Annotated in this window: 27 protein-coding genes; 11 read left to right on the plus strand and 16 right to left on the minus strand. The window is 64.1% G+C overall.

Translation table 11 applies throughout. The annotated features are described in order from the left end of the window. Positions 1 to 11: 11 nt before the first annotated feature. Positions 12 to 1,850, minus strand: a complete 1,839-nt coding sequence (gene mutL / locus E8M79_RS06435) for a DNA mismatch repair endonuclease MutL (protein ID WP_137151119.1) — start codon at positions 1,848 to 1,850, stop codon at positions 12 to 14. Positions 1,851 to 1,958: 108 nt separating this feature from the next. On the opposite strand from mutL, the gene E8M79_RS06440 reads away from it, so the two are divergent. Together E8M79_RS06440 and E8M79_RS06445 are read left to right on the plus strand one after the other, a co-directional pair. Then, entirely contained in the window at positions 1,959 to 2,465 is a 507-nt protein-coding gene (locus tag E8M79_RS06440) for a MarR family transcriptional regulator (RefSeq protein ID WP_137151120.1), read from the plus strand. Continuing rightward, entirely contained in the window at positions 2,449 to 3,126 is a 678-nt protein-coding gene (locus tag E8M79_RS06445) for a GNAT family N-acetyltransferase (protein WP_137151121.1), read from the plus strand. The genes E8M79_RS06440 and E8M79_RS06445 overlap by 17 nt, the downstream gene beginning before the upstream one ends. 51 nt (positions 3,127 to 3,177) lie before the next feature. Here E8M79_RS06445 and E8M79_RS06450 read toward each other — a convergent pair whose 3' ends face one another. Together E8M79_RS06450 and E8M79_RS18470 are read right to left on the minus strand one after the other, a co-directional pair. After that, positions 3,178 to 4,194, minus strand: a complete 1,017-nt coding sequence (locus E8M79_RS06450; protein WP_205747885.1) for a C4-dicarboxylate ABC transporter — start codon at positions 4,192 to 4,194, stop codon at positions 3,178 to 3,180. 9 nt (positions 4,195 to 4,203) lie between these two features. Next, on the minus strand, positions 4,204 to 4,362 hold the full coding sequence (locus E8M79_RS18470) for a hypothetical protein (RefSeq protein WP_205747886.1): 159 nt from the start codon (positions 4,360 to 4,362) through the stop codon (positions 4,204 to 4,206). 94 nt (positions 4,363 to 4,456) lie between these two features. On the opposite strand from E8M79_RS18470, the gene E8M79_RS06455 reads away from it, so the two are divergent. The 3 genes from E8M79_RS06455 (at position 4,457) to fabV (ending at position 7,079) form a co-directional block, all read left to right on the plus strand. Further along, positions 4,457 to 5,323, plus strand: a complete 867-nt coding sequence (locus E8M79_RS06455; RefSeq protein ID WP_137151122.1) for a LysR family transcriptional regulator — start codon at positions 4,457 to 4,459, stop codon at positions 5,321 to 5,323. A 61-nt stretch (positions 5,324 to 5,384) separates the two neighbouring features. Then, on the plus strand, positions 5,385 to 5,843 hold the full coding sequence (locus E8M79_RS06460) for a nucleoside deaminase (RefSeq protein ID WP_248304922.1): 459 nt from the start codon (positions 5,385 to 5,387) through the stop codon (positions 5,841 to 5,843). A 69-nt stretch (positions 5,844 to 5,912) separates the two neighbouring features. Next, on the plus strand, positions 5,913 to 7,079 hold the full coding sequence (fabV, locus tag E8M79_RS06465) for an enoyl-ACP reductase FabV (RefSeq protein ID WP_137151123.1): 1,167 nt from the start codon (positions 5,913 to 5,915) through the stop codon (positions 7,077 to 7,079). 64 nt (positions 7,080 to 7,143) lie between these two features. Here the strand turns inward: fabV and E8M79_RS06470 are convergent, their stop codons facing one another. The 5 genes from E8M79_RS06470 to E8M79_RS06490 all read right to left on the minus strand — a co-directional run bounded on the left by E8M79_RS06470 (position 7,144) and on the right by E8M79_RS06490 (position 12,190). Next, positions 7,144 to 7,512: a DoxX family protein gene (locus E8M79_RS06470; RefSeq protein WP_137151124.1), complete on the minus strand. Its 369-nt coding sequence runs from the start codon at positions 7,510 to 7,512 to the stop codon at positions 7,144 to 7,146. A 99-nt stretch (positions 7,513 to 7,611) separates the two neighbouring features. Then, the gene (locus tag E8M79_RS06475) at positions 7,612 to 8,484 is read right to left on the minus strand and encodes a patatin-like phospholipase family protein (protein WP_137151125.1); all 873 of its coding nucleotides are present in this window, start codon (positions 8,482 to 8,484) and stop codon (positions 7,612 to 7,614) included. Between the two features lie 155 nt (positions 8,485 to 8,639). Next, positions 8,640 to 9,911 (minus strand): phosphoribosylamine--glycine ligase, encoded by a 1,272-nt coding sequence (gene purD, locus E8M79_RS06480; protein WP_137151126.1) that lies wholly within the window; start codon positions 9,909 to 9,911, stop codon positions 8,640 to 8,642. 93 nt (positions 9,912 to 10,004) lie between these two features. Continuing rightward, entirely contained in the window at positions 10,005 to 11,375 is a 1,371-nt protein-coding gene (locus tag E8M79_RS06485) for a glutamate--cysteine ligase (protein ID WP_137151127.1), read from the minus strand. A gap of 74 nt (positions 11,376 to 11,449) precedes the next feature. Continuing rightward, a complete protein-coding gene (locus tag E8M79_RS06490) occupies positions 11,450 to 12,190 on the minus strand; it encodes a 16S rRNA (uracil(1498)-N(3))-methyltransferase (RefSeq protein ID WP_137151128.1) in 741 nt (246 codons plus the stop codon). 169 nt (positions 12,191 to 12,359) lie between these two features. On the opposite strand from E8M79_RS06490, the gene ubiA reads away from it, so the two are divergent. After that, the gene (gene ubiA / locus E8M79_RS06495; RefSeq protein WP_137151129.1) at positions 12,360 to 13,310 is read left to right on the plus strand and encodes a 4-hydroxybenzoate octaprenyltransferase; all 951 of its coding nucleotides are present in this window, start codon (positions 12,360 to 12,362) and stop codon (positions 13,308 to 13,310) included. On the opposite strand, the gene E8M79_RS06500 is transcribed toward ubiA, so the two are convergent. Next, positions 13,311 to 14,279, minus strand: coding sequence for a hypothetical protein (locus E8M79_RS06500; RefSeq protein ID WP_137151130.1), 969 nt, complete (start codon positions 14,277 to 14,279; stop codon positions 13,311 to 13,313). Between the two features lie 98 nt (positions 14,280 to 14,377). After that, positions 14,378 to 14,890: a DUF6101 family protein gene (locus tag E8M79_RS06505; protein WP_137151131.1), complete on the minus strand. Its 513-nt coding sequence runs from the start codon at positions 14,888 to 14,890 to the stop codon at positions 14,378 to 14,380. A 268-nt stretch (positions 14,891 to 15,158) separates the two neighbouring features. Between E8M79_RS06505 and E8M79_RS06510 the strand changes: the two genes are divergently transcribed. Then, positions 15,159 to 16,007, plus strand: a complete 849-nt coding sequence (locus tag E8M79_RS06510; RefSeq protein ID WP_137151132.1) for a 3'(2'),5'-bisphosphate nucleotidase CysQ — start codon at positions 15,159 to 15,161, stop codon at positions 16,005 to 16,007. Between the two features lie 3 nt (positions 16,008 to 16,010). Next, positions 16,011 to 16,256, plus strand: a complete 246-nt coding sequence (locus tag E8M79_RS06515; RefSeq protein WP_137151133.1) for a DUF4170 domain-containing protein — start codon at positions 16,011 to 16,013, stop codon at positions 16,254 to 16,256. Between the two features lie 37 nt (positions 16,257 to 16,293). Here the strand turns inward: E8M79_RS06515 and E8M79_RS06520 are convergent, their stop codons facing one another. Genes E8M79_RS06520 through E8M79_RS06535 form a run of 4 tightly spaced genes read right to left on the minus strand, consistent with a single transcriptional unit; the run spans position 16,294 to position 20,273 of the window. Then, positions 16,294 to 17,445, minus strand: coding sequence for a hypothetical protein (locus E8M79_RS06520; protein WP_137151134.1), 1,152 nt, complete (start codon positions 17,443 to 17,445; stop codon positions 16,294 to 16,296). A gap of 2 nt (positions 17,446 to 17,447) precedes the next feature. Beyond that, positions 17,448 to 17,669, minus strand: coding sequence for a DUF2093 domain-containing protein (locus tag E8M79_RS06525; protein ID WP_137151135.1), 222 nt, complete (start codon positions 17,667 to 17,669; stop codon positions 17,448 to 17,450). A 46-nt stretch (positions 17,670 to 17,715) separates the two neighbouring features. Further along, positions 17,716 to 19,332 (minus strand): exodeoxyribonuclease VII large subunit, encoded by a 1,617-nt coding sequence (gene xseA, locus E8M79_RS06530; RefSeq protein ID WP_137151136.1) that lies wholly within the window; start codon positions 19,330 to 19,332, stop codon positions 17,716 to 17,718. A 47-nt stretch (positions 19,333 to 19,379) separates the two neighbouring features. Then, on the minus strand, positions 19,380 to 20,273 hold the full coding sequence (locus tag E8M79_RS06535; protein ID WP_137151137.1) for a LysR family transcriptional regulator: 894 nt from the start codon (positions 20,271 to 20,273) through the stop codon (positions 19,380 to 19,382). Positions 20,274 to 20,431: 158 nt separating this feature from the next. Here E8M79_RS06535 and E8M79_RS06540 point away from each other — a divergent pair, with 158 nt between their 5' ends. After that, positions 20,432 to 20,689 carry a hypothetical protein gene (locus E8M79_RS06540; RefSeq protein ID WP_137151138.1) on the plus strand — a complete coding sequence of 86 codons (258 nt, stop codon included), beginning with the start codon at positions 20,432 to 20,434 and terminating at the stop codon, positions 20,687 to 20,689. A gap of 159 nt (positions 20,690 to 20,848) precedes the next feature. Here E8M79_RS06540 and E8M79_RS06545 read toward each other — a convergent pair whose 3' ends face one another. Both E8M79_RS06545 and E8M79_RS06550 read right to left on the minus strand, forming a co-directional pair. Beyond that, entirely contained in the window at positions 20,849 to 21,103 is a 255-nt protein-coding gene (locus tag E8M79_RS06545; RefSeq protein WP_137151139.1) for a PilZ domain-containing protein, read from the minus strand. Positions 21,104 to 21,119: 16 nt separating this feature from the next. Continuing rightward, complete coding sequence (locus E8M79_RS06550; protein WP_248305041.1) at positions 21,120 to 21,593, minus strand: invasion associated locus B family protein; 474 nt, start codon at positions 21,591 to 21,593, stop codon at positions 21,120 to 21,122. 436 nt (positions 21,594 to 22,029) lie between these two features. On the opposite strand from E8M79_RS06550, the gene coxB reads away from it, so the two are divergent. After that, positions 22,030 to 22,881 (plus strand): cytochrome c oxidase subunit II, encoded by an 852-nt coding sequence (gene coxB / locus E8M79_RS06555; RefSeq protein WP_248304923.1) that lies wholly within the window; start codon positions 22,030 to 22,032, stop codon positions 22,879 to 22,881. 25 nt (positions 22,882 to 22,906) lie between these two features. Further along, a complete protein-coding gene (gene ctaD / locus E8M79_RS06560) occupies positions 22,907 to 24,604 on the plus strand; it encodes a cytochrome c oxidase subunit I (RefSeq protein ID WP_137151141.1) in 1,698 nt (565 codons plus the stop codon). Positions 24,605 to 24,609 lie beyond the last annotated feature (5 nt).

Below are 24,609 nucleotides of genomic sequence, written 5' to 3' on the forward strand. Positions count from 1 at the left end.
TTAGCGCTTCGTTACCGGCTGCGCCCGAACAACCGCTCGATGTCCTTCTGCTTGAGCGCGACATAGGTGGGGCGGCCGTGGATGCATTGCCCCGAGTGGGGCGTGGCTTCCATATCGCGCAGCAGGGCGTTCATTTCATCCACCCGCAAGCGGCGGCCAGAGCGCACCGAGCCATGGCAGGCCATGCGGGCGATGATGGCTTCCATGCGGTCGCTGACGGCGGCAATGGAGTCCCATTCGGCCAGGCCATCGGCGACATCGCGCACCAGCCCGTCGATATCGGAATTGCCCAGGAGGGCCGGCGTCTCGCGTACCGCCACGGCGCGGGGGCCGAACCGCTCGAGATAGAGCCCGAAACGTTCGAGCTCCGCCGCGGCGTCTTCGAGGCGGGCGCAATCTTCCTCGGGCAGCTCGATGACCAGCGGAATAAGCTGGGCCTGGCTGGCAACGGGGCCTGAAGCCAGTTGCGCCTTGAAGCGCTCATAGACCAGCCGCTCATGGGCGGCATGCTGATCGACCAGCAGCAGACCCTCGCCATTCTGGGCGATGATGAAATTGTCAAACATCTGCGCCCGGGCGGTGCCGAGCGGATATTCGGCCAGCTCGGCGGCACTGGCCTCGAGATGCGGCTCGACGCGGGCGCTGGGCTCGCTGAGGCCATCAAGGGCGCCCTGGCGGAAGCTCGGCGCAAAGGGATTGCCGCTGCCGACGGGCAGGCTGCGCTCATAGCCGGAGAACGGGCCGGGGGCGGGGACGCGATAAGGCAGGGCATGGCCCGGCGCATCGGCGGGCGCAGGATAGGCCGGGGCGCTGAAGGCGCCTAGCACATCGTCAGCAACGCTGCTCGACGCCTTGAAACCGGCGGCGGTCAGAGCCTCGCCAATGGCGCGGATAACAGCGCCGCGCACCGCGCCGGCGTCGCGGAAACGCAGCTCGGCCTTGGCCGGATGCACATTGACGTCCACCTCGGCCGGATCGATGGCGATATAGAGCGCCACCACCGGAAAGCGGTCGCGGAAGGTATAGTCGGCATAGGCGGCGCGCACGGCGCCCACCAGCACCTTGTCGCGCACCGAGCGGCCGTTGACGAAATAGAACTGCGATAGCGAATTGGCCCGCGTATAGGTCGGCAGGCCCGCCAGCCCCGCCACCACCACGCCATGCCGGGCGGTGGCCAGCGTCACCGCATTCTGCGCGAAATCATCGCCGATCACCTGCGCCAGGCGCGACTGCAGGGCGGCCGCACCACTGACCGCTGGCCAGTTCGACGCCGAGCGGTCGCTGCCATTGAGCACGAAATGCACGCCCGGATTGGCCATGGCGAGGCGCTTGAGCACATCGGTGATGGCACCGGCCTCAGAGCGGTCCGACTTGAGGAATTTGAGCCGGGCGGGGATGCGGGCAAAGAGGTTCTTGACCTCGACAATAGTGCCGCGGTTCATCGCCTGCGGCAGCGGACCGATGCGGCGGCCATTGTCCACCACGATACGCAGGCCGGAGTCAGCGTCTTCTGTCCGCGAGGAAATGGTCAGCTCGGCCACCGAGCCGATGGAGGCCAGCGCCTCGCCACGGAAGCCCAGGCTGCGGATATCATCGAGATCGTCGGTGGCGAGCTTGGACGTGGCATGGCGCTCCACAGACAAGACGAGATCGGCTTCGTCCATGCCATGGCCGTCATCTTCGATGCGCAGCAGCGTCTTGCCGCCGCCCGCCGTGGTGACGACGATGCGCGAGGCGCCGGCATCGATGGCATTTTCCACCAGTTCCTTGACCACGCTGGCAGGGCGCTCCACCACCTCGCCGGCAGCGATGCGGTTGATGAGGTCTTCGGGCAGTTGGCGGATGGGCAAGGGCGATTCTCCTGACGCCAATATAGGCGATGCACGAACGGTTTCCGATGCTCATTCCGGCGCTGCACAGTCTGGACGAGCCGATCACGGCATGTTACATAACAAGTTATGGAAAAGCAGCGCGACATTGAGGATGTGGTTCGGGCGCTGGGCTATCTGTGCCTGGGCAGCCGTTTCAAGCGCATTGGCGAGCGGCTGCAGGCCGGGACCCAGCAGATCCTGGCGCGCCTCGATACGGAGGTCCCGGCGGCGCAATTCCCCATCTTGGCGGCCATCGACCGGCTGGGGGCCCTGACGGTTGGCGAGATGGCCCAGGCCCTGGGCGTAAGCCAGCCCGGCATCACCCGCAGCCTGTTGCAATTGCGCGCGCTCGGCATGGTGGCGATCGAGACCTCCACGGCCGATGGACGGCAGCGCGTGGTCTCCCTGACGGAGGCCGGGTGCGATCTTGTGATGCGCTCAAAGGCAGGCGTCTGGGCCGAGGTGGCTGCCGCCGTTGCCGAACTCTGTGCCGATCTGGACGGGCCGCTCCTGGAGCAGTTGACCGCGATCGAGGATCGGCTGGCGGAGACTGGACTCAAGGACAGGGGCAAGAGCCATGACGCACCCGCTTGATCGGCCCATCTGGTCGGCCCTGACCGGCGAGCAGGCTGCCTGGGCGCGGGGCACACCGGCAGCCTTGCGCTTCGAGCGTGATATCAGTCCCTTCGCGGCGCCCGCCGACCAGAGTGCAGCCAGCCTGGCAGCCCTGCAAGGCTTGGTCGAGCCCGATGAACAGATCATCCTGGTGCAGAGTGAGCCCATTGTGCTGCCGCCTGGCCTGACCGCTGTCTCGACAGCCCGCGCCGTGCAAATGGTGGCGCCCAACGCCTGGCCGATGCCGGAGCAGGATCGGCTGATCCGCCTGGGGACCGCCGACGAGGCTGAAATGTATGCTTTGGCCATGCTGACGCGCCCCGGTCCGTTTGCACTGCGGTCCATGCGGCTGGGCGAGTTCTGGGGCATAAGGCAGAAAGACCGACTGGTCGGCATGGCAGGCGAACGGCTGCGCCAGGGGGAGTGGGTGGAACTCAGCGGCGTCTGCGTCCATCCCGATGCGCGGGGCCAGGGGCTGGGCCGGCTGTTGTCGGGCTTTGTGGCGGAGCGCATTCGCGCCAAGGCGAAGCGCCCCTATCTCCATGTCTTTGAGACCAATACCGCCGCGATTCGGGTCTACGGCTCGCTTGGCTTTGCAACACGGGCCATGATGAACGTGACGGTTGCGCGCCGCACTTGATCGCCTGTGGCGCCTGCGCTCTGGCCACTGCGACCGGCGCGCGCCAGTCGATTATTGCGAGGGCACAGCGCTTGCCGGAACGCTGCTGTGATCATCGAACCCGGGATCCGCGGGCGCATCCGCATCATTACCTGCCGGGCTGCTGCGCCAGACGCTGCCGATGCTGCGCAGCGCCACGATCATCCAGGTGAGCACCACCACTATCCCCAGCACGACGCCCAGCCCCCACAGGAGCCCACTGTCCCAGATATCGGCCAGCGCCCAAGTGGCCAGGGTGAACACGCCCAGCGGAAACACATAGGCCCACCAGCCCAGGTTGAACGGCACGGGCGCGGTGAAATAGCGGGCGCTGATCAGGCCCGCCAGCCCCACCCACCACAGGCCATAGCCCCACAGCAGGGTGGCCAGCAAAAGGCCGGCCCCGGCCATGGGTTGCGCCAGCGGCGCCAGGACCGTATTGGCCAGGGCGCCCTGCACGACCTGGCTGAACAGCGCCATGCCCAGGGCGCCGGTCGCGATCGGGCCAAGGGCCAGCCAGCAGCTTGGCGCCATGCTGGCGGGCGGCAGGCTGTGCACGATCATGCGCACGACCAGCACCACGACAAGCCCCAGCGCCAGCGGCACCGAGCAGGCCCAGAGCGCAAGACTGGCCAGCAGCACGCCGCCCTGTTCGGCCTGCGGCAGATGGGTGACCAGTTGCAGGCCGCTGACCGCCGCCACTTCCGCGGCCACCAGCGGCAGCAGCCACACCCCGGTCATCTGCGCCGGGCTATGGCTCTGGCGGGTGAACATCAAGAGCGGCACGCCCAGCCCGGCGGCGATCGCCAGACCGCAGTCGAGCAGCCAGAGGCCATGGGCAATGCTGATCGCCGCAGGCCCCACCAGCGCGGGCCCGAACAGCACAAAACCATTGGCGATGGTCGCCAGGCCCATGGGGATCGTGCCCAGGGCCATCGACAGCACGGTATGGCTGGCAATGCGCCGCGCCTGCTCGCCATGCAGCAGCCAGTGCAGCGCATAGAGCACGCTGAACAGGGCAAAGAGCCCGATGTTGAGGCCCCAAAGCAACCGGCCGGCCTAATAGAGCGCCGGCACCTGACCGAAATGGCCAAGCACCAGCGCCACAACGCCGGTGCCCATGGTCGCGGCGAACCAGTTGGGAGCAAAGTGCCGGATGGCATTGCCAGCCAGCGGGGGCAGGATGGCGGGATGGGGGCTGGTGTCGATCACGATCATGGGCGTCTCCTGCGCTCAGATAGCGCCAGTCGATCCATGCAATCCAACAGAACGTAATCGTGGTATTGATCGACGAAATCGATTAATAACGGGCATGACCCTTGAGCAGTTGCGCATCTTTCTCGTCGTCGCCGAACAGCAGCACATCACCCGTGCCGCCCAGAGCCTGCATCTGACCCAGTCCGCTGTCAGCGCCGCCATTGCGGCCCTGGAGAGCCGCCATGGCGTGCGCCTGTTCGACCGGGTTGGGCGGGCCATCCTGCTCAACGATACCGGGCGGGCTTTCCAGGCCGAAGCCCGCGCCGTACTCGACAGCGCCCGGGCGGCCGAAAACGCGCTTGATGACCTGTCGGCGCTGCGGCGCGGCCGGCTGTCGATCATGGCCAGCCAGACTGTTGCCAATCACTGGCTGCCAGGCCGGCTGGTGGCCTTTCGCCGTGCCTATCCGCAGGTCGAGATCGAACTGGGCTTTGCCAATACCGACCAGGTGGCCGACGGGGTGGAGAGCGGTCGGGCCGAGCTGGGGCTGGTGGAAGGCGATGTCAGCCGCGCCGCGCTGAGCCGCGACCTGCTGGACCATGACGAAATGGTGGTTGTGGTTGCCCCCGGTCACCCCTGGGCCGGGCGCAGCATTGCCCCGGCCGATCTGGGCACCACGCCCTGGGTGGTGCGCGAGACCGGGTCGGGCACGCGCGCCGCCTTCGATGGCCTGCTGCAGCGCGCCGGGGTGACCCCGGAAATCGCCCTGGCCCTGCCGGGCAATGAGGCGGTGATCGGCGTGGTGGAGGCCGGGCTTGGGGCCACGCTGGTCTCGCGCAATGTGGCCCGGGCCCATCTGGCGGCAGGGCTGCTCTGCCTCGTCCATACGCCGCCCGTGCGGCGGGACTTCTACCTGCTGCGGCATCGCCAGCGGCACCGCACTCAGGCAGCCGCGGCCTTTCTGGCGCTGCAGGACGGCTGAGCCACCACCGCGCGGCAGGACCGGCTTGCCCGGCAGGGCTTTGCTCGGTATCACCAAAGCCATGTCCGACACGGCCCCCACACCGATGAGCCAGGCCCTGGCGCTGGCTGAAGATGCCGCCGCCCATGGCGAGGCGCCGGTGGGCGCCGTGATCATGGAGGGCGGGCGCGTGCTGGCGGCCGAGCGCAACCGCATGAAGGCGCTCAATGATCCCACGGCGCACGCTGAAATGCTGGCCATCCGCACGGCGCTGGCCACGCGTGGCACCGGGCGGCTCGATGGCTGTGACCTCTATGTGACGCTCGAGCCCTGTGCCATGTGCGCCGGGGCCATTGCCCATACCCGCCTGCGCCGGGTCTATTATGCCGCTGAAGACACCAAGGCCGGGGCGGTCGACAATGGCGTGCGCCTGTTCGAGCAACCCAGTTGCCACCACCATCCCGAAGTCATCGGCGGCATTGGCGCCACCCGCGCCGAGGCCATGCTCAAGCAGTTTTTCTTGGGTTTACGCCCGTCCTGACCCCGCCGCACTAGCCGCAACCGCTTCCGCGCGCTATTGGCAAAGACAAGACCCTATTGGAGACCACCCATGATTATCGAGCCCAAGATCCGTGGCTTCATCTGCACGACGGCCCATCCGGTCGGCTGCGCCACCAATGTCCAGCGCCAGATCGATCATGTCGTGGTCAAGGGCCCCATCCCCACCGGGCCGCGCCGCGTGCTGGTGCTGGGCTGCTCGACGGGCTATGGCCTGGCCTCGCGCATCGTCACCACCTTTGGCAGCAATGCCGATACGGTCGGCGTGTCGTTCGAGCGCGAGCCGGGCGAAGCCAAGACGGCCAGCGCCGGCTGGTACAACAACCGTGCCTTCGAGCAGCGCGCCAAGGCTGCCGGCCGCGTGGCCGTGACCATTGAAGGCGACGCCTTCTCCGACGCCGTCAAGGCCGAGGCGATCGAAGCCATCCGCGCCAATCTCGGCCAGGTTGATCTCATCGTTTATTCGGTGGCCTCCCCGGTGCGCACCGACCCCAAGGACGGCGTGACCTATCGCTCGGCCATCAAGCCCTATGGCGCTGCCGTCACCTCCAAGACGCTCAACACCGGCACCGGTGAAGTCTCCGAGATTTCCGTCGAGCCGGCGACCGAGGAAGAAGCCGCTGCCACCGTCAAGGTGATGGGCGGTGAGGATTGGGAACTCTGGATCGCCGCCCTGGCCGAAGCCGGCGTGCTGGCCGAGGGATTCCAGACCCTCAACTACACCTATCTGGGCAGCAAGCTGACCTGGCCGATCTATCACAAGGGCACGCTGGGCAAGGCCAAGGCCGATCTCGACCGCGCTGCTGCGGCGATCCGCGCCACCCATGGCGACAACGCTGCCCATGTCGTGGCGCTCAAGGCCGTGGTGACCCAGGCGAGCTCGGCCATTCCCGTCGTGCCGCTCTATGGCACGCTGCTGATCAAGGTCGAGGACGAGATGGGCCTGGGCGAAGGCCCGATCCAGCAGATCGACCGCCTGTTCCGCGACAAGCTGGCCGGTGACCTCGCCCTGGACGAGGAAAACCGCATCCGTGTTGACGACTGGGAACTGTCCGACACCATGCAGGCCGAGCTGGCCAAGCGCTGGGCGGCCCTGACCACCGAAAGCCTGGCCGATCTCGCCGACCTGCCGAAATATCGCGAGGAATTCCTCAAGCTGTTCGGCTTCGGCCTGGGCGGCGTGGATTACGCGGCCGACGTCGATCCGCGCGAAGTTTGATCGACCCGATTGACCAAACGAACAGGCCCGGCATCAGCCGGGCCTTATTATTTTCCGACACGCCTCAGCTCAGCGGAAACAGCTCGCGGATGCGCGGATCGCGTAGCCAGAGCGCGCCCCACATGGCAATGCCGAAATAGACGCTGAACAGCGTATGGCTATAGAGCGGATTATCGACCCGCAGATTGGCTGCCAGCGCGCCACCGAGCAGGCCCGTCATCAGGATGGCGCCCAACAGAGCCGTGCGCGGAATGGCGAACAGCACCATGCAGGTCAGCTCGATGCAGCCGATCAGCACCATATATTTGATCGGCCAGCCCACCACGGTGAGCGGCTCGATGGCTGCGTTCATGCCCATCAGCTTGGGCGCCACCGACGCGCCCAAAATGAACAGCACCAGCAAGGCACTCAGAATCCAACCGGCAATAATCACGACACGCTCTCCCCAACGCGCGACCCCATGGCCGCCATGCTAGCATGACGCTTGGTGCCGTCCATATTCGACGCGCGGGTTGCGAATTCGGGGCAGGGGTTACTCCATGCCCACGGCGGGCAGGCGGTTCTGAATATAGTCCTCGATTTTCTGGCTGAGGATGCGCTTGAAGCGGTCCTTCTCGGCATCGGCATGGGCAACGATTTCGCGCACCCGCCAGAACTCCAGCGCGCCGAAATTGGCCACATGCGGCCGAACATAGATGTCGGGCGGATAGGCCGCCATCATATGGGCGGTCAGCGAGTGCATCATGATTTGGGCTGAGCCAAACCAGATGTCGAGCGCCTTGTGGTCGGTCTTGGTCAGGCCCTGGGAGGGATCGCCATTGACGTCGATGCCGATCAGGAAATCGGTGTCGATATCGGCCTGGTCGAGCGGCAGCGGATTGACCACGCCGCCATCGACCAGCAGGTGATTGGCATAGGATACGGGTTTGAACAGGCTCGGAATGGCAATCGAGCCGGCAATGGCCGGGCGCAGCGGGCCGGTATTGAACACCACCTGGTGCCAGGACTGGAAGTCGGTGGCCACCACATAGAGCGGGATCTTGAGATCCTTGAACTCGAGCGGAAAATCGGGCGGGATGAAGCTGTCCACAATGCTGGAGGCATCAAGCTGCATGGAAATGCCGTTCCGGAGAATGCCGCCCAGCCCGCGCAGCTGGATGGCCCAGAGCTTGGTGGCAATGGTGCGCATGGTGCCCAGCACGGCATAGGAATGCTCGCGCAGTTCCGCCCCCGTCATGCCCGACGCCCAACCGGCGCCAATCAGCGCGCCGATCGAGGTGCCCGAGATCACCGCGGGCCTGAGGCCCAGCTCGTCTATGGCTTCGATATAGGGAATATGGGTCAGCCCGCGTGCTGAACCGCCGCCCAGGGCAACCCCGATCCTTGGACCTGAAATCGTGCTCATCTCGCCTCGCTCCGCCAACCGCGAGAGCGCCTTGTCGGCGACCGGTGGGCGCCAAAAGGCGCTGGCCACAGGAGGTTGCGACGGCGTCTCGTCAGTGACCGTCCAGCCCAGAGACTAGCCCGGCGAAGTTGAGGAAAGGTTCAGACCCGCGCCGTTCAGCGGCTGCGGGCGATTTCGCGCCAGCCGATGTCGCGGCGGCAGAAGCCCTCCGGCCAGTCGATGGCATCGACGCCGGCATAGGCACGTTGCTGCGCCTCGCGCACGCTATCGCCCAGCGCGGTGACATTGAGCACGCGGCCACCCCAGGCGAGCAGCTTGTCCCCATCGCGGCGGGTGCCGGCGTGAAAGACATGGGTGTGCTCGGCATTGACGGCCTGCACGCCAGTGATCACCGAGCCCTTGCCATAGCTGCCGGGATAGCCCTCGGTGGCCAGGATCACCGTCAGCGCGAACTGATCCTTCCAGGCCACGTCATGCCCGGCCAGCGTGCCAGTGGCCACCGCATGCAGCAGCGGCAGCAGATCGCTCTGCATGCGCATCATCATCACCTGCGTCTCGGGGTCGCCGAAGCGGGCATTGTATTCCACGAGCTTCGGCCCATCCTCGGTGAGCATCAGCCCGGCATAGAGCACGCCCTGATAGGGCGTGCCGCGGGCGGCCAGGCCGCGCACGGTCGGCCAGATGACGCGGTCGATGGTCTCGTCATAGATGTCGCGCGTCATCACAGGGGCCGGCGAATAGGCGCCCATGCCGCCGGTATTGGGGCCGGTATCGCCATCGAAGGCGCGCTTGTGATCCTGCGCGGTGGTGAGGGGCAGGATGTTGCTGCCATCGCAGAGCACGAAGAGGCTGACTTCCTCGCCCTCCATGAATTCCTCGATCACCACCTCGGCGCCGGACTCCCCGAAGGCGCCGGAGAAACAGTCGATGATGGCCTCTTCAGCCTCCTCGACCGTCATGGCCACGGTGACGCCCTTGCCGGCGGCCAGACCATCGGCCTTGATCACGATGGGCGCGCCCTGGGTATAGAGATAGGCCAGGGCCGAGGCCTCGTTATTGAAGCGGCCATAGGCGGCGGTCGGAATATCCATCTCGTCGCACAGCGCCTTGGTAAAACCCTTGGAGCCTTCGAGCTGGCCGGCGGCCTTGGAAGGGCAGAAGCAGGTAAACCCAGCCGCGCGCACATCATCGCCCAGCCCGGCCACCACCTGGGCATCGGGGCCGACGACGACGAAGTCGATCTGGTGCTGTCGGCAAAGCGCAACCACAGCCGCATGGTCGGTCACATCAACCGCAAGGTTTTCCGCCACCGATCCGGTGCCGCCATTGCCCGGCGCGATGAACAGCTTGGTCAGCAGCGGCGACTGCGCGATCTTCCATGCCAGGGCATGTTCACGCCCGCCCGAACCGATCACCAAAACCCGCATGTGCCGCCCTCCGTGCCTGTTGGGCGCGTGATGCACGACACAGACGGTGGTGGCAAGGATTTCTTCGCCGCGCCAATAAGGCGAGGGGCGTGCCTACATCTCGGCTTCGGTGAAGATCCGGGTGATGTCGCCACCCCATTCGCCGGTGAGCTTGGCGCGCCAGCGCTCGGCCGGCGACTGGGCCAGGCGAATGGTCTCTTCCAGCGGCGCCAGATGGATGGATTCGTCCTTGCCGGCCGCATTGAGCCGGTTGCGACGCACCAGGCCCGCCTCGGCAATGCCGACGGCCTGGGCCGCATAGTCATAGAGATTGGTGCGGTCGAGCGGTGTCGCGAGGCCCAGCTTGGGCACATCCTGGCGGATCTGCTCGCGCTGCGCCTGTGTCCACGGCTTGATCATCTCATAGGCGGCTTCGAGCGCGATGTCGTCGTAGAGCAGGCCCGTCCAGAAGGCCGACAGCGCCGTCACCGACTTTTCGTCGCCCATATCGGCGCCGCGCATTTCGAGGAACTGCTTGAGCCGCACTTCGGGGAAGATGGTCGAGAGATGATCTTCCCAATCCTTGATCGTCGGCTTCTCGCCCGGCAGCTGTGGCAGCTCACCGCGCAGGAACGCCTTGAAGCTCTCGCCGGCCACATTGACATAGGCGCCATTGCGAATGACGAAATACATCGGCACATCAAGGGCATAATCGACATATTGCTCAAAGCCGAAGCCCTCGTCGAAGGCGAAGGGCAGCATGCCGGTGCGGGCATTGTCGGTGTTGAGCCAGATGTGACTGCGGTAGCTGAGATAGCCGGTGTCGACGCCATCAGCGAAGGGCGAATTGGCAAACAGCGCCGTGGCCACCGGCTGCAGCGCCAGGGCGACGCGCAGCTTCTTGACCATGTCCGCTTCGCTAGAAAAATCGAGATTGGCCTGCACGGTGCAGGAGCGGAACATCATCGATGTGCCCAGCGTGCCGACCTTTTCCATATAGGGCTTCATGATGCCATAGCGCGACTTGGGCATGGCCGGGATTTCATCGACCGACCAGATGGGTGTGACGCCCAGGCCAAGGAAATGAATATCGAGCGGCGCGGCAACGGCCTTGGTCACCGCCATATGCTCGGCCAGCTCGGCCGCCGAGGCATGCAGGTCGATCTGCGGCGCGCCCGAGAGCTCGAACTGCCCGCCGGGCTCGAGCGAGATGCCGCCCGCCGATTCCTTGTTGCGCAGGCCAATGGGGTTGTCGCCGTCGTAGAAGGGCTCCCAGCCGGTCGCGGCCTGGACGCCATCAAGCAGGGCATGAATCCCGTTGGGGCCCTCATAGCTCACCGGGCGCAGCGGATTGGTGTGAAACACATGCTTTTCGTGTTCGGTGCCAATGCGCCAGTCAGCCTGCGGCTTGCAGCCGCGCGACAGCACCTCGATCAGGTCGGCGCGCGATTCGATGAGAGGGCTATAGCTGTCTGCGCCGGCCATGGTCAGTCCTCGGTCTCAAGAGGGTCAATCGTGCGGGCGAACATAGCGTCGCCCAAGCCGAAAGCAATCGCCTTTTATCGCCAATCGCCGATGGTCGCCTGAATGACCGCCAGGGCGGCCACTGCCGCCGTATCGGCCCGCAGGATGCGCGGCCCCAGGCTAATGGGCACCACATAGGGCAGGGCGAGGAGCCTTGTGCGTTCGGCATCGGAAAAGCCGCCCTCGGGCCCGATGAGAATGCCAAGCTTCTCGCCGGCCAGCTGGGTGAGCCGCTCGACCGGCGAGGCCGAAGCCGCGCCTTCGTCGGCCAGGATCAGCCGGCGGTCGCTGGGCCAGGTCTCGAGCAGAGCCGACAGGCTGATTTCGGGCGCCACCACGGGAACATTGAGCACTTCGCACTGCTCGGCGGCCTCGATGGCATTGGCCACCAGCCGTTCATGCTTGAGCCGGCTGACCTGGGTGAACTGGGTCAGCACAGGCTGGATGGTGCCGGCGCCCATCTCGACCGCCTTCTGGATCACATAGTCGAGACGTTCGGACTTGAGCGGGGCAAAGCCATACCAGAGGTCGCTGGCGGCGGGCTGGGCCGCGATCTGCTCGATCAGATCGAGCGACACCGAGCGCTTGGAATCGCTGGTCATTTGGGCGCGCCAGGCGCCGTCGCGCCCGTTGAACAGCACCACCTCGTCGCCCACCGACTTGCGCAGCACCGCGGCCAGGTAGAGCGACTGCTCCTTGCCCAGATCGACGGGCGTGCCGGCGATCAGCGCGGACGGAACAAACAGGCGGGGCAGGTTGGCATGGGTACGGGGCATCAGTTTTCGCAGCAAGAGTGTGCTGCGACCTCATGGGTTCGACGGGTTCACCATGAGGTCTACTCTAAACGCGGCGAACACAGTAGACCTCATCCAGAGCTTGTCGCAGGACGAGGTCGTGGCAGGCCTGCTGCCCGGCCCTGTCGCCCCTAACGGAGATCGTGGCACCATGTCCGATACCAATCAGCCCGCATCCAGCCCCTCCAGCCCGGCCGTTGCCGATGCCCAGGCCGGCAACTGGGTCGACCGCTACGCGCCCACCTGGCTCAAGCCCTATGCGCGGCTGGCGCGCTGGGACCGGCCGATCGGCATCTGGCTGCTGTTCTGGCCCTGCGTCTGGGGTCTGGGCCTTGCTGCCGTCGCCAATCCGGCGCGCGGCTTTGACTGGTGGGGCGCCGTGCTCATGCTGGTGGGGGCTGCCCTGATGCGGGGCGCGGGCTGCACGTTTAACGACATCGTCGACCGCGACATCGACATGAAGGTGGCGCGAACGCGCTCGCGCCCGATTCCCTCCGGCCAGGTGACGGCGCGTGACGCGCTGGCGTTCCTCGTCTCCCAGGCCCTGCTGGCCTCGGTGATCCTGTTCCAGTTTAACCGCTTCACCGTGATCGCCGGCGTGGCCTCGCTGGTGCTGGTGGCGATCTATCCCTTTATGAAGCGCATCACCTGGTGGCCGCAGGCGTTCCTGGGCCTGGCCTTCTCCTATGGGGCCCTCGTCGGCTGGAGCAGCCAGACCGCCGGCCTCGCCGTGCCCACGCTGCTCTTGTACTTCGGCACGATCCTCTGGGTGGTGGGTTATGACACCATCTATGCGCTGCAGGATGTCGAGGACGATGCCCTGATCGGGGTGAAATCCACCGCACTGCTGTTCGGCAGCCGCACCAGGGTGATCGTAGCCGGCTTTTATGCCGGAGCCTATGTGCTGTGGCTGGCGGCGGCGACGCTGGTTGGCGCCGGCATCATGTTTGCCGTGCTGTCGCTGGTGGCCGCGGGCCTGCTCGCCTGGCAGGTCTACACGCTCGACGCTGCGGCGCCGGACAATCCCCGCGTTCGCTTTTATGCCAACAATTATGTCGGCATGGCCCTGGCCCTGGCGCTGCTGGCCGACTGGGTCTGGTAGCTAGCGAAGAAAGTTCTCAAAGATAAAGGAAGAGACCACTCCCAGTACGATGGGTAGGCTGCAGCTTGCCAAAATGAACCAGCCAAGCTTCTTCGCCTTTTCTCGCCTTTCAAGGAATATCTTGTGGTTTCGCTCGTCGCCACGATTCAATATTATGACCGGAAATGACCCATACGATCCCACGATGCTCAATCCGAACTCACAGATATCCGCTGTAACTCTCCAAATTAACAGAGAGAGACCAAGAAGTACGATTGCACCTGACGTCGTATTCATAAATGGGAATGCATAGTTTACTATAACAGCAACAGAAGTTGCTGTTGGAATTGATATATAATTTGAAAAGCGAAAATCATAATCAACTACAATCTTCGGAAGTCGCCAGAGTTTTTGCTTTTCTAGTGTATTTACCCATTCGTCTATTGTTGATTTGAATGATCTGGCTATGACGTAGTCAACATAACTAATTGATACTTCTATAGAATGCTCTTTGTACTCCCTGCCTCGGCCGGAATATGCGGCATGTTTATCGTCTTTCATTATGTTGTAAGAATTTATGTCAATCTGAATTTCATAACTCTGAAATTGTCCAAAAGTCGGGGCTGAGATTAGGAATGACGCGTCAATTACAACCGATGAAACAGGGTCTGGTTTGCTGGTGTCGTAGTGGTTAAACTTGGCAGGCGAGGAGTGGGTAATTCTGTCGCGCCCATGGTGAAATACATCAATTGATACATTCTGGGCTTTGCTTTGAAACTGTTCAAGCGTCTGGGCGAGTTTTATTATTAGCTGGTCGATAGATTTCTTGTCCACGATAAAGTCATCATCGTAACGCTGAACTGTTTTCTCTCTCTTGCCGGTGATTTGATGATAGAGGGCTTGCATTACTGGTGCAGGCAGATTCTGAATTTCGGCTTGTTCGCCGCCGGACGACGTCAACACGATCTTAGAAGAAAACTCGTCTGACACCTGGTTCCCCCATTTTGAGTGCACTAGCACTATAGACGTCAAAAGGGCCGACCGCACCACCGGTCGACCCTTTCAACGTGCTTTGGAGGCGGCAGAACTCAGGCGTCAACCTGGCCGGGCGTGCGGCGGTTGAGGAAACGGGGGCGGCGGCCGGCTTCGGCGGCGAGCTTGCGGCGCGAGGCGCTGCTGCCCAGCATGACGCCATCAACCTGCTGGCTATAGGGCATATAGGCACCATCGCCGGCCTTGATGAACAGCGGCAGGCGGAGCTTCTTGCCCCAGTTCTGCCATTCGGCGACGACGCTCTGGTTGCCCTCTTCCTCGAACACGCGATAGTTCAGCGCGCTGTCGGAATGCACCAGTTCGATCGAGCTGGTGAGAACACCTTCGACCGAGATGGCGGTGGCAACCGCCACGCCGATGAACTCGGTCACCGGGACCTTGATCTTGATGGCGACGCCACTCTGATCGAGCATGCGGCGGACCGTGACGGTCTTGACCGGATCCTTGGGACCATTGTCGTTTGCAGCAATAAAGCGCCGGTCCGCCACAGCGGGAGTGCCAAATGCCAGAACGACCGACGATCCTTCCATCGAAACGCCATGAACCATTTGAATTCGCCTTCCTGTCAACTTCGAGAGCTGTTTTTTGGCGCTCTCTTTTGTGCCTCCAACATACCCCGGCCCCTTACCTGCCACCTTAATCGGTTGGGTTAAATTTATCTTGTTTTCCGAGAGGGTTAGCAGGGTCTTGCACCGGGTAGGAACCGGTTAACCGCACCCGCTGCAGCCCCGTTAACCCTGGCTTTTCCGGCCGCCGGGGGTCAGCGATGTGCGCGGGCCTTGTCCAAAGCCCGGGGCCAGCCTAAAAGGCCCGAATATGCCCGTTCCAGCCACGACTTACAGCGAAGACCTTGAATTGCTCCGCGCCAGCGCGGTGGCTGCCGGCATCATTGCCAGCGGCTTCTTCCGCCGCGACGTCAAGAGCTGGAACAAGGAAAATGCCTCGCCTGTGAGCGAGGCCGACATCATGGTGGACCGTTATCTGGCCGCCTCCTTGCTGCGGGCGCGCCCCACCTATGGCTGGCTGAGCGAGGAAACCACCGACAATCCGTCGCGGCTCGATTGTGAACGCGTGTTCGTGGTTGACCCCATCGACGGCACCGGCGGCTTTCTGCGCGGGGAGGACAGCTGGTCGATCTCCCTGGCGGTTGTGGAAAACGGCGTTGCCGTAGCCGGCGTCGTCTATGCGCCCGTGCGCGACGAAATGTATGCCGCCGCCAAGGGCGAGGGCGCTCGGCTCAATGGCAAGATCATCCGCCGGGTGCGGCGCCCGGGCGCGGCCCCGGTCATCCCCGCGGCTGGCGCCGTGCATCAGGAACTCCAGCAGGCCGGGCTCAATTATACCCGCGGCCCCTATTATCCCTCGCTGGCCTATCGGCTGGTGCAGGTGGCCACCGGCAAGCTGGACGCCGTGGCCAGCCGGCGCGGCAGCCAGGACTGGGATATTGCCGGCGCGGCGGTGATTCTGGATGAAGCCGGCGTCGACATTGCCGATGTCTGCGTTGGCTTCCCCCAATTCAACAAACGAGATGTGCGCCACGGGGCGCTTGCGGCGCTTGGCGACATGAGCCTAAAACCGCTGGTTCATGCAGCGCTGATCAAGGTCTATGGCTGTCCGGCCGAGGGCCAGGCGGTTGCTGCGCACACCACCGACGAACGGATTTGACCCATGGCAGAAAAAACAGAACCCGGCCAACAATTGCTCCACCTGGTCATCGGCGGAGAATTGTCCAGCATTGAGGGCGTTACCTTCACGGACCTCGACAAGGTGGACATTGTCGGGCTGTTCCCCAATTACGCCAGCGCGCTGGTCGCCTGGAAGCAGAAGGCGCAGATGACGGTGGACAGCGCGCAGACGCGCTATTTCATCGTGCACCTGCACCGCCTGCTCGATCCGCAGACCGACAAGAAGTAAATTTGGTTTAGCCCATCCGGCCCAGCGCCCCGTGACCTCAGTCGCGGGGCGTTATGCAATCCAGAATCGCCTGCACCGCGCCCGGACCGCCAATGCGCTGACGGCCGATATTGCCCAGGCGGCGCCGTTCCTCATCATGGGCCAGCAGGTCGGCCAGCGCCGCGCCAACCGCCGCGACATCGGCGGGCACCACGACACGCGCGGCATCGAACAGTCTCTGCTCATCCTCAAAGCGCGAGCGCCGGTCGCGCGGATTGATGAAGGTGATCACCGGCCGGCCCATGCCCAGCGCCTGCACCGTGGCGGTGCCGGCCTGAGACAGCACCAGATCGGAGGCGGCCAGCAGATTGCCCAGCGCATTGCCGCGCGCCATGTGCACGGTCATCTTGCCGTCAGTCAGCTCGCCCAGGTCGCAGGATTCCGCGCTCAGCATGTGAGTGCGGCGCAAGCCGGTCTTTTTGGCCAGCTCATCGACATTGATGCCCCCGGCGACGGCCAGGAACACATCGGGCATCAGGTCCGGCGGCAGGCTGCGCAGCGCCTCGATCTGGAGGCCAAAGCTTTCCGCGGTCAGGGCCCGGCTGCCCGGCAACAGCGTCACCGCCCGCTCACGCCGACGGCGGGCATGCGCGTCATAGTCGCCGCTGGGGATGGTATCCATCATCACATTGCCGGCGCAGCGGGCATCGATGCCGGCCTGGACCAGCATGTCGGAGAGGCTATCGGACCGGCAGAACACCGTCGAACAGGTGCGCTTGATCAGGAAGCGTTCGGCGGCCGAATAGAGCCGGGCTGCCCCGGTCTTGTACACATCGAGATAGGTGAGGTTGCGCAGGCCGCTAACAAAGGCGGCCAGCACGCCAGTCATGTCGCCCACCACAATGATGCGGCCGTAACGCCCGCGTACCTGGCGCAGGAATTTGAGCGCCGGGGGAATGGTCATCAGCCCGCCATTGGCCAGGTCGCGCCGCAGCGAACCCTTCACATTGCGCCAGCCCTCCGACGCCAGGGTGGCGCGCGGACCGACCACCGGGCAGACGCCGGTATAGGCATTGCCCGCGCCGATCATGGGATAGGCGTCGACCTCAAGCCCCTTGGGCAGGCGCGCCGCAATGGCTGCCGCGATCCAGTCCTCACCGTGACCGTTGGAAATAAACAACATGCGGCGACGGATGGAGGCTGGCGACACGATCAGGCTCCCAGCCCAAACCGCTCGAACGCCTCATTGGCCACGACGGCATCGGCATAGGGTTCCTGCCGGTCAACGCTCCAATAGAACAGTTCATCGATCGGGATCGGCTTGCCGGTGATGGCACAGCGCACAAAGGTGCCGGGCTTGAGCACGACATAGTCCCCGTCCAAATAGCGGATCTGGGCCTCGACCGGTGCAAAGGCCTTATCAAACAGGTTCATCGGCGCGTCCCTCATCTGGGTTGGCTATAGCGAACTTGCCGCTGCCTCAAAAGAGGCTTTCCTGCGTGCCGGATCCGGCGGGACCGGTGCGCGGCTTCTTGCGGGGCGCTGGGTTGCCCCCCACGGTGGCGCCAATATCGCCATCGGCAAATTCGATGGCAATGGCGTCGCCCGGCTGCAGCTGGCTGCGGGCGGCCACCAGATTGCCATCGCCATCTTTGACCACGGCATAGCCGCGCGCAAGCACGCTGCGATAGCTCAGGCTCGCCAAGAGCTTGCCCGCCTGAGTGAGGGCGCTGCGGCTGGTGTCGAGGCGCTGGGCGATTGTCGTGCTCAGCCGGTTGCCCAGCGGCCCCAGCAGGCCATGGGCATGGCGCAATTCGCTGCGCAACGCATTGGGCGACAGCTTGGGGCCGATGGCCGACAACTGCGCCTGCTTGCGCTCCAGCAAACGCCCGGCGGCGCTGGCGAGGCGCCCGGCGCGCGGGTCATGGGTGAGGCGGGCGCGTTCCACCGTCTTGCGCAGGCCGGCCTCGGCGCGCAGCGACAGATTGCGCAGCCGCTCACCGGCTTCGGCCTGCTGCCCCTGCAGCACCCGCGGGGTGAGACGCGTATCAACGCGCGAGAAGCGTAGCCGCAGCGCCTGGACACTATGCCGCAGGTTACCCAACAGGTTCGAGGCGGCATGGTCGAGCTGCTGGCGCTGGATGGCCACCAGATCGCCCGGGCGCGGCAGGCCGGCGCTGGCCGCCCGCAGCCGGTCCCGCGCGCTGCCCACCAAGCGGCGGGCCCCCTGGCGCTGGCGCGACCCCAAGTCATCGACATAGCCGATGAGCTCGGCCCGCACCGGCACGGCGGCTTCGGCCGCCGCCGTCGGCGTTGGCGCGCGCATGTCCGAGGCATAATCGATCAGCGTGGTATCGGTCTCGTGCCCGACTGCCGAAATGATCGGAATGTCGCTGGCCGCCACCGCCCGCACCACGGCTTCTTCATTGAAGCCCCAGAGGTCCTCAATGGAGCCGCCGCCACGGGCGACGATCAACAGGTCCGGACGGGGCAGGGCGCCGCCCGGCGTCAGGGCATTGAAGCCCTCGATGGCATTGACCACCTCGGCCGCGCAGGTGTCTCCCTGCACCCGCACTGGCCAGACCAGCACATGGGTGGGGAAGCGATCGGCAAGGCGATGGAGAATATCGCGGATGACGGCGCCGGTCGGCGAGGTGACGACGCCAATCACGCGCGGCAGATAGGGCAGCTCGCGCTTGCGCTCGCGGGCGAACAGGCCCTCCGCCTGCAGCTTGCGCTTGCGCTCTTCGAGCAGCGCCATCAGCGCGCCGGCGCCGGCGGGCTCGATATTGTCGATGACGATCTGATATTTCGAGGAGCGCGGGAAGGTCGTCAGCCGCCCGGTGGCGATGACCTCGAGGCCCTCTTCGGGCTTGAAGCTGAGCTTGGCGTAATTGCCCTTCCAGACCACGGCGTCGAGCGCGGCGCCTTCGTCCTTGAGGGTGAAATAGGCGTGGCCCGAGGCATGCTGGCCGCGAAAGCCGGAAATCTCGCCGCGCACCCGCACATGGCCGAACTCGTCCTCGACGGTGCGTTTGACCGCCTGGGCGATCTCGGAAACGCTGTATTCGGCGGCATTGGTCAGGGCTTCGGACATGCCCTGTGGTGCGACATCGGCCCGATCAGGTCAAGGGTGGCTGCGGCTTACTCCGCAGCTTCTCCCTGCTGGGCCGCTGGTGTCTCCAGATTGCCCATCGATTGCACGATGTGGTTGGCGAGCGCATCATAGATGCCGCCATAGGCGTGGCTGGCCCGCATCAAGGCGATCTGTGCGTCGCCCAGCTTGGGCAGGCCATGGTCATCATTGACCACGCGCATGCCGGGCTGCAGCGCGCTTTCGGGCAGGAACCCAATCGCCAGGTCCGACAGCACGGCGCTCGAAATTGCCGTGGCATTGGAGGATGTGTAGGCGATGCGATAGTCCAGCCCGGAGCGATCCAGCGCTTCCTGGGCATCCTTGCGCCAGGTGCAGAAGGTCGGGCCGCAGGCCACCGCCAGGGGCGAACTGGCCAGGGCCCGCCCGCCGTGGCTGGCCACCCAGAACATTTTCTCGGTGCGGAACAGCTCGCCGTAATTCTGTTCGGTGCCCTGGGTGAACACGATCAGATCGTAGCGCCCCGCGCGCATGCCTTCGAGCAGGTGTTCCGAGGCCATGCAGGCCACATCCACCACGATCTTGGGATGGGTGCGCTGAAAGCTCGACAGGATCACCGGCAGCAGGCGCACGGCATAATCGTCCGGTACGCCGAAACGGATCGAACCCGAGAGGTCGCCTTCGGAGAAATGATCGAGGATCTCGGCATTGGTGCGCAGCATCTTTCGCGCCCTGGCATAGAGCGCTTCGCCGGCCAGCGTCAGCGTGACCCGTCGGCCGTCGCGCGTCAGCAGCGATTGCCCCAGCCGCTCCTCGAGCCGCTTGATCTGCATGGAGACGGCCGATTGCGTCTTGTTCAGCCGCCGCGCCGCCTCGGTGAAGCTGCCGCAATCGGCAATGGCGCAGAAGCTCTGCAGCTGATCGAGATCAAGGGGCGTGCTCATGGCAAGTGCATCACTCAAATTGATGGACCGGATGAAATCTATTTGTTGGACGAATGAATGTCCAGAGCGCTATTTCTTCAACATCGGCGCTTGAACACAGGCTGCCGACACAGCCGCGGTTCCCCCTCTGCGGCACAACAGAATGTTTGGAGATTACTATGGCTCTCTCGCTTCCCGGCGAGCGGTCAATCGTGGCCGCCACGCCCCGCCCCTTTGCCGCGCTGCTGCGCTGGCTCGGCCAGGCCAAAGCTGCCCGTGCCCGCCGGAATGCGCTGGAGTCGCTGCTCGATCTCGACCACAGCCGGCTCGATGATCTCGGCATTTCGCGCGCCGATATCAGCGCTGCCCTGGCCCGCCGGGATAACAATCCCGGCCATGTGCTGAACGCGGCCCGCGCCCGCAACGCCCGCCTCTGATCGGCGGCCCAGTTTACGCCGCCCGGACATCAGCCGGGCTGCGTTCCCTCGTTGGTCCGAACACTTGTTACGAGCGCTCGTTCCATCACTGGTCGGTTTGCCACCGACCTTGTTTCCTGATGACTTGCCGGACAGTGCCTCGCACTTGTCCGGCTTTTTTCATTCTGCGGCGACGAACTGCACGCCCAGCTCGGATTCCCGGCGCCAGATGACACTGCAGGCATAGCTGCGACCGTCGTCGAGCAGCAGCTGAAAGTGATCGGGAATGCCGATGATGCTGGCCAGCTTGAGCCGCGCGCCGGCCTCGGAGAGGTTGCGCACGGTGCAGTCGAAGGTCGAAAAGCCGTCGTTGACCACGACATGCCCGCCCTTGAGCACCCTATGACGAATGGTCGCGCGGCGCTCCTCGGTCATGTCCGTATCCCTTCCTCTAGGGCAGCTGGGCGAATCCGTCCTTGAAGCCATTGAGCGACACGGGAATGCCGATGCCCTCTTCGGGGGTCTTGAACACCACAAAAATGGCGCTCGTGCCATTCGACAGCGTCTCGATCAGGCTGTCGTCCAGCACCACTTCGGCGACGCAGCCATTAGGCAGGCAGCGCACAAAGGCGACCCGGCCCATGTCCTTGCCGTCGACATTCAGGCCCAAGCCATTGGGCAGCAGCACGCCGAGCGGCGCCAGCACGCGCAGCAGGCGGGCCTCTCGGTCGGCCGTGCGCAGAACAATGACCGAAAGCCCCACATTGGGCTGATCCTCGGCCATCACATTCTGGATGATCGCGCACTGCTCGAAGCTGGCGCCGGGCGGCGTGTCGCAGCTCATCTGCCAGTCACCATACTGTGCCTTGACCACGCCCTGGGCAAAGGCGGCGTTGCCGGGTGCGCCCAGAGCCAGCAGGGCCAGGCCTGCACCGACGAAATGGCGCCAAAAAATCTGCTTCACAGTGTCAATTCTCCCGACGAATCGCGCGTCAGCCTATTGCCAACGTGTTTCCGATAGCCGGGGCGATGAGTCAACCAAACCCCGGAAATGCAGGGGATATGCGCGCCAAACTGCGGCTGCCGTGAGGCGAATTGCTGCCGCGGCCGCACAATATGACGCACATCACCACGCTCTCGCCGCAATGGACTCAGTGTTCTGGATGTGATTTAGGTCAAGGCAGAGTTTTTCGCTCCGAGGTTGAGTCGGGGCGGCGTTTGCTATGCCGCTGTTATTGCACTCAATCCCGGTGTGGATGCACCAATTGATGTCGACACAGGGGTTTATGGTGACCGGGCAGTTCTTGAGAAAGATAGGCGCTATTTCGGCAGCCGCAATGGCGCTGGCCCCGGCTTTCGTCATGGCGCAAGAGCAAGTGGCCGAACAAACGGGGCATCCCGTTTACGGTCAGTATCATCTGCAGCGTGCCGTGACGCCGATCATGGATTCGATCACCAGCTTCCACGATGGCATTCTGCTGTGGACCATCTCGCTGATCGTGCTGTTCGTCCTGGCGTTGCTGCTGTGGATCATGTTCCGCTTCAATGCCAAGCGGAACCCGGTTCCGGCGGCCTTCACCCACAATACTCTTGTGGAAGTGATCTGGACGGTCCTGCCCATCGTCATCCTCATCATCATTGCCATTCCGTCCTTCGGCGTGCTGTCCGACCAGCTGACGACGCCCGACGGCCAGCGCAAATATCTTGGTTCCAACATCTTCTCCTTCGGCGAAGTCGAGGTTCCGGCCCCCGAGCTGACCATCAAGGCCACCGGCCAGCAGTGGTATTGGGACTATGAATACGTCGACGATGGCGTGTCTTTGACCTCGATCATGCTCAATGAAAAAGATCGCGCTGCCACCAAGCCGGGTCAGCCCCGCCTCTTGGCTGTGGACAATGAGCTGGTTGTGCCGGTCGACACCACGGTGCGCCTGGAAGTCACCGCCGATCCGACCGGCGTTATCCATGCCTTTGCCGTGCCGTCGTTCGGCGTCAAGATCGACGCGGTTCCCGGTCGTCTGAACGAGACCTGGTTCAACGTGCGCGAAACCGGCGTCTACTATGGCCAGTGCTCGGAGCTGTGCGGCAAGGACCATGCGTTCATGCCCATCGCGATCCGCGTGGTCACCAAGGAAGAATTCGCAACCTACATGGCTGCGTTCAAGGCTGGCGACTACGCCGCCGCCAACGCCACGCTCGTAGCGCTGCAGTAAGAACACGGGTCAGGGGACACTAAAAATGGCCGATATCGCTCACCTCGAAGCCCATGCGGCGCACGACAGCGCTCATGACAACCATACCCCGACCGGCTGGCGCCGTTGGCTCTATTCGACCAACCACAAGGACATCGGCGTGATGTATCTGTGGTTTGCCGTGTTCACCGGCATCGTCGGTGGCCTGCTCTCCGGCGTGATGCGCATGGAGCTGCAGGAGCCTGGCATCCAGATTTTCCACGGCCTTGCAGCCATGGTCTATGGCATGGATCCCTCGGCCGGCGAGGCGCTCGACGCTGGCAAGCACATGTACAATGTGTTCACCACCGCGCATGCGCTGATCATGGTGTTCTTCGTGGTCATGCCCGCCACCATGGGCGGCTTTGCCAACTACTTCGCTCCCCTGATGATCGGCGCGCCGGACACGGCTTTCCCGCGCATCAACAACATCGCCTTCTGGCTGCTGCCGCCGGCGTTCATCCTGCTGCTGATGAGCCTGTTCTTTGAAGGCACCGGCCCGGGCGCACTTGGCTTTGGTGGCGGCTGGACCGTTTACCCGCCGCTGTCGACCTCGGGTCATCCTGGCCCCGCCATGGACTTTGCCATCCTGTCGCTGCACGTGGCCGGCATCAGCTCCATCCTGGGCGCCATCAACCTGATCACCACGATCTTCAACATGCGCGCCCCCGGCATGACGCTGCACAAGATGCCGCTGTTTGCCTGGTCCGTTCTGGTTACGGCGTTCCTGCTGCTGCTGGCCCTGCCGGTTCTGGCTGGCGCCATCACCATGCTGCTGACCGACCGCAACTTCGGCACGTCGTTCTTCAAGCCCGCCGAGGGCGGTGACCCGATCCTGTTCCAGCACCTGTTCTGGTTCTTCGGCCACCCCGAAGTGTACATCATGATCCTGCCGGGCTTCGGCATCATCAGCCACATCGTGTCCACTTTCAGCCGCAAGCCAATCTTCGGCTACATGGCGATGGCCTATGCCATGGTCGCCATCGGCTTTGTGGGCTTTGTGGTGTGGGCGCACCACATGTACACCACCGGTCTGAGCCTGGACGTACAGCGCTACTTCGTGGCCGCCACCATGGTGATCGCCGTGCCCACGGGCGTGAAGATCTTCTCGTGGATCGCGACCATGTGGGGTGGCTCGATCACCTTCAAGTCGCCCATGCTCTGGGCTGTCGGCTTCATCTTCCTGTTCACCGTTGGCGGTGTGACGGGCGTGGTGCTGGCCAATGCCGGTGCTGACCGTGCCCTGCACGACACCTATTATGTGGTGGCACACTTCCACTACGTGCTGTCGCTGGGCGCCGTGTTCTCGATCTTCGCGGCCTGGTACTACTGGTACCCCAAGATGTTCGGCTACATGTACAACGAGACCCTGGCCGCTGTGCACTTCTGGATCATGTTCGTCGGCGTGAACCTGATCTTCTTCCCGCAGCATTTCCTTGGCCTCGCCGGCATGCCGCGCCGCTACATCGACTATCCCGATGCCTTCGGCTTCTGGAACCGCATCTCCTCGGTCGGCTACTACATCACCTTCGTGGCCATGATCGTGTTCTTCTACGCCACCTGGGAAGCCTTCAAGCGCAAGCGCCCTGCCGGCAACAATCCCTGGGGCGATGGTGCCACCACGCTGGAATGGACGCTGAGCTCCCCGCCGCCGTTCCACCAGTTCACCACCCTGCCGCGGATCGACTCCACCAAGGCACACTAAGTTCA

This window comes from Devosia sp. FKR38 (assembly GCF_005222805.1).
Lineage (GTDB): Bacteria > Pseudomonadota > Alphaproteobacteria > Rhizobiales > Devosiaceae > Devosia.

Coding starts and splice junctions, on each gene's coding strand:
- E8M79_RS06440 (WP_137151120.1), top strand. CDS start 1,959: ATGGAAAAGCAGCGCGACATTGAGGATGTGGTTCGGGCGCTGGGCTAT.
- E8M79_RS06445 (WP_137151121.1), top strand. CDS start 2,449: ATGACGCACCCGCTTGATCGGCCCATCTGGTCGGCCCTGACCGGCGAG.
- E8M79_RS18470 (WP_205747886.1), bottom strand. CDS start 4,362: ATGATCGTGATCGACACCAGCCCCCATCCCGCCATCCTGCCCCCGCTG.
- E8M79_RS06455 (WP_137151122.1), top strand. CDS start 4,457: ATGACCCTTGAGCAGTTGCGCATCTTTCTCGTCGTCGCCGAACAGCAG.
- E8M79_RS06460 (WP_248304922.1), top strand. CDS start 5,385: ATGTCCGACACGGCCCCCACACCGATGAGCCAGGCCCTGGCGCTGGCT.
- fabV (WP_137151123.1), top strand. CDS start 5,913: ATGATTATCGAGCCCAAGATCCGTGGCTTCATCTGCACGACGGCCCAT.
- E8M79_RS06475 (WP_137151125.1), bottom strand. CDS start 8,484: ATGAGCACGATTTCAGGTCCAAGGATCGGGGTTGCCCTGGGCGGCGGT.
- purD (WP_137151126.1), bottom strand. CDS start 9,911: ATGCGGGTTTTGGTGATCGGTTCGGGCGGGCGTGAACATGCCCTGGCA.
- E8M79_RS06485 (WP_137151127.1), bottom strand. CDS start 11,375: ATGGCCGGCGCAGACAGCTATAGCCCTCTCATCGAATCGCGCGCCGAC.
- E8M79_RS06490 (WP_137151128.1), bottom strand. CDS start 12,190: ATGCCCCGTACCCATGCCAACCTGCCCCGCCTGTTTGTTCCGTCCGCG.
- ubiA (WP_137151129.1), top strand. CDS start 12,360: ATGTCCGATACCAATCAGCCCGCATCCAGCCCCTCCAGCCCGGCCGTT.
- E8M79_RS06505 (WP_137151131.1), bottom strand. CDS start 14,890: ATGGTTCATGGCGTTTCGATGGAAGGATCGTCGGTCGTTCTGGCATTT.
- E8M79_RS06510 (WP_137151132.1), top strand. CDS start 15,159: ATGCCCGTTCCAGCCACGACTTACAGCGAAGACCTTGAATTGCTCCGC.
- E8M79_RS06515 (WP_137151133.1), top strand. CDS start 16,011: ATGGCAGAAAAAACAGAACCCGGCCAACAATTGCTCCACCTGGTCATC.
- E8M79_RS06525 (WP_137151135.1), bottom strand. CDS start 17,669: ATGAACCTGTTTGATAAGGCCTTTGCACCGGTCGAGGCCCAGATCCGC.
- xseA (WP_137151136.1), bottom strand. CDS start 19,332: ATGTCCGAAGCCCTGACCAATGCCGCCGAATACAGCGTTTCCGAGATC.
- E8M79_RS06535 (WP_137151137.1), bottom strand. CDS start 20,273: ATGAGCACGCCCCTTGATCTCGATCAGCTGCAGAGCTTCTGCGCCATT.
- E8M79_RS06540 (WP_137151138.1), top strand. CDS start 20,432: ATGGCTCTCTCGCTTCCCGGCGAGCGGTCAATCGTGGCCGCCACGCCC.
- E8M79_RS06545 (WP_137151139.1), bottom strand. CDS start 21,103: ATGACCGAGGAGCGCCGCGCGACCATTCGTCATAGGGTGCTCAAGGGC.
- coxB (WP_248304923.1), top strand. CDS start 22,030: ATGGCGCAAGAGCAAGTGGCCGAACAAACGGGGCATCCCGTTTACGGT.
- ctaD (WP_137151141.1), top strand. CDS start 22,907: ATGGCCGATATCGCTCACCTCGAAGCCCATGCGGCGCACGACAGCGCT.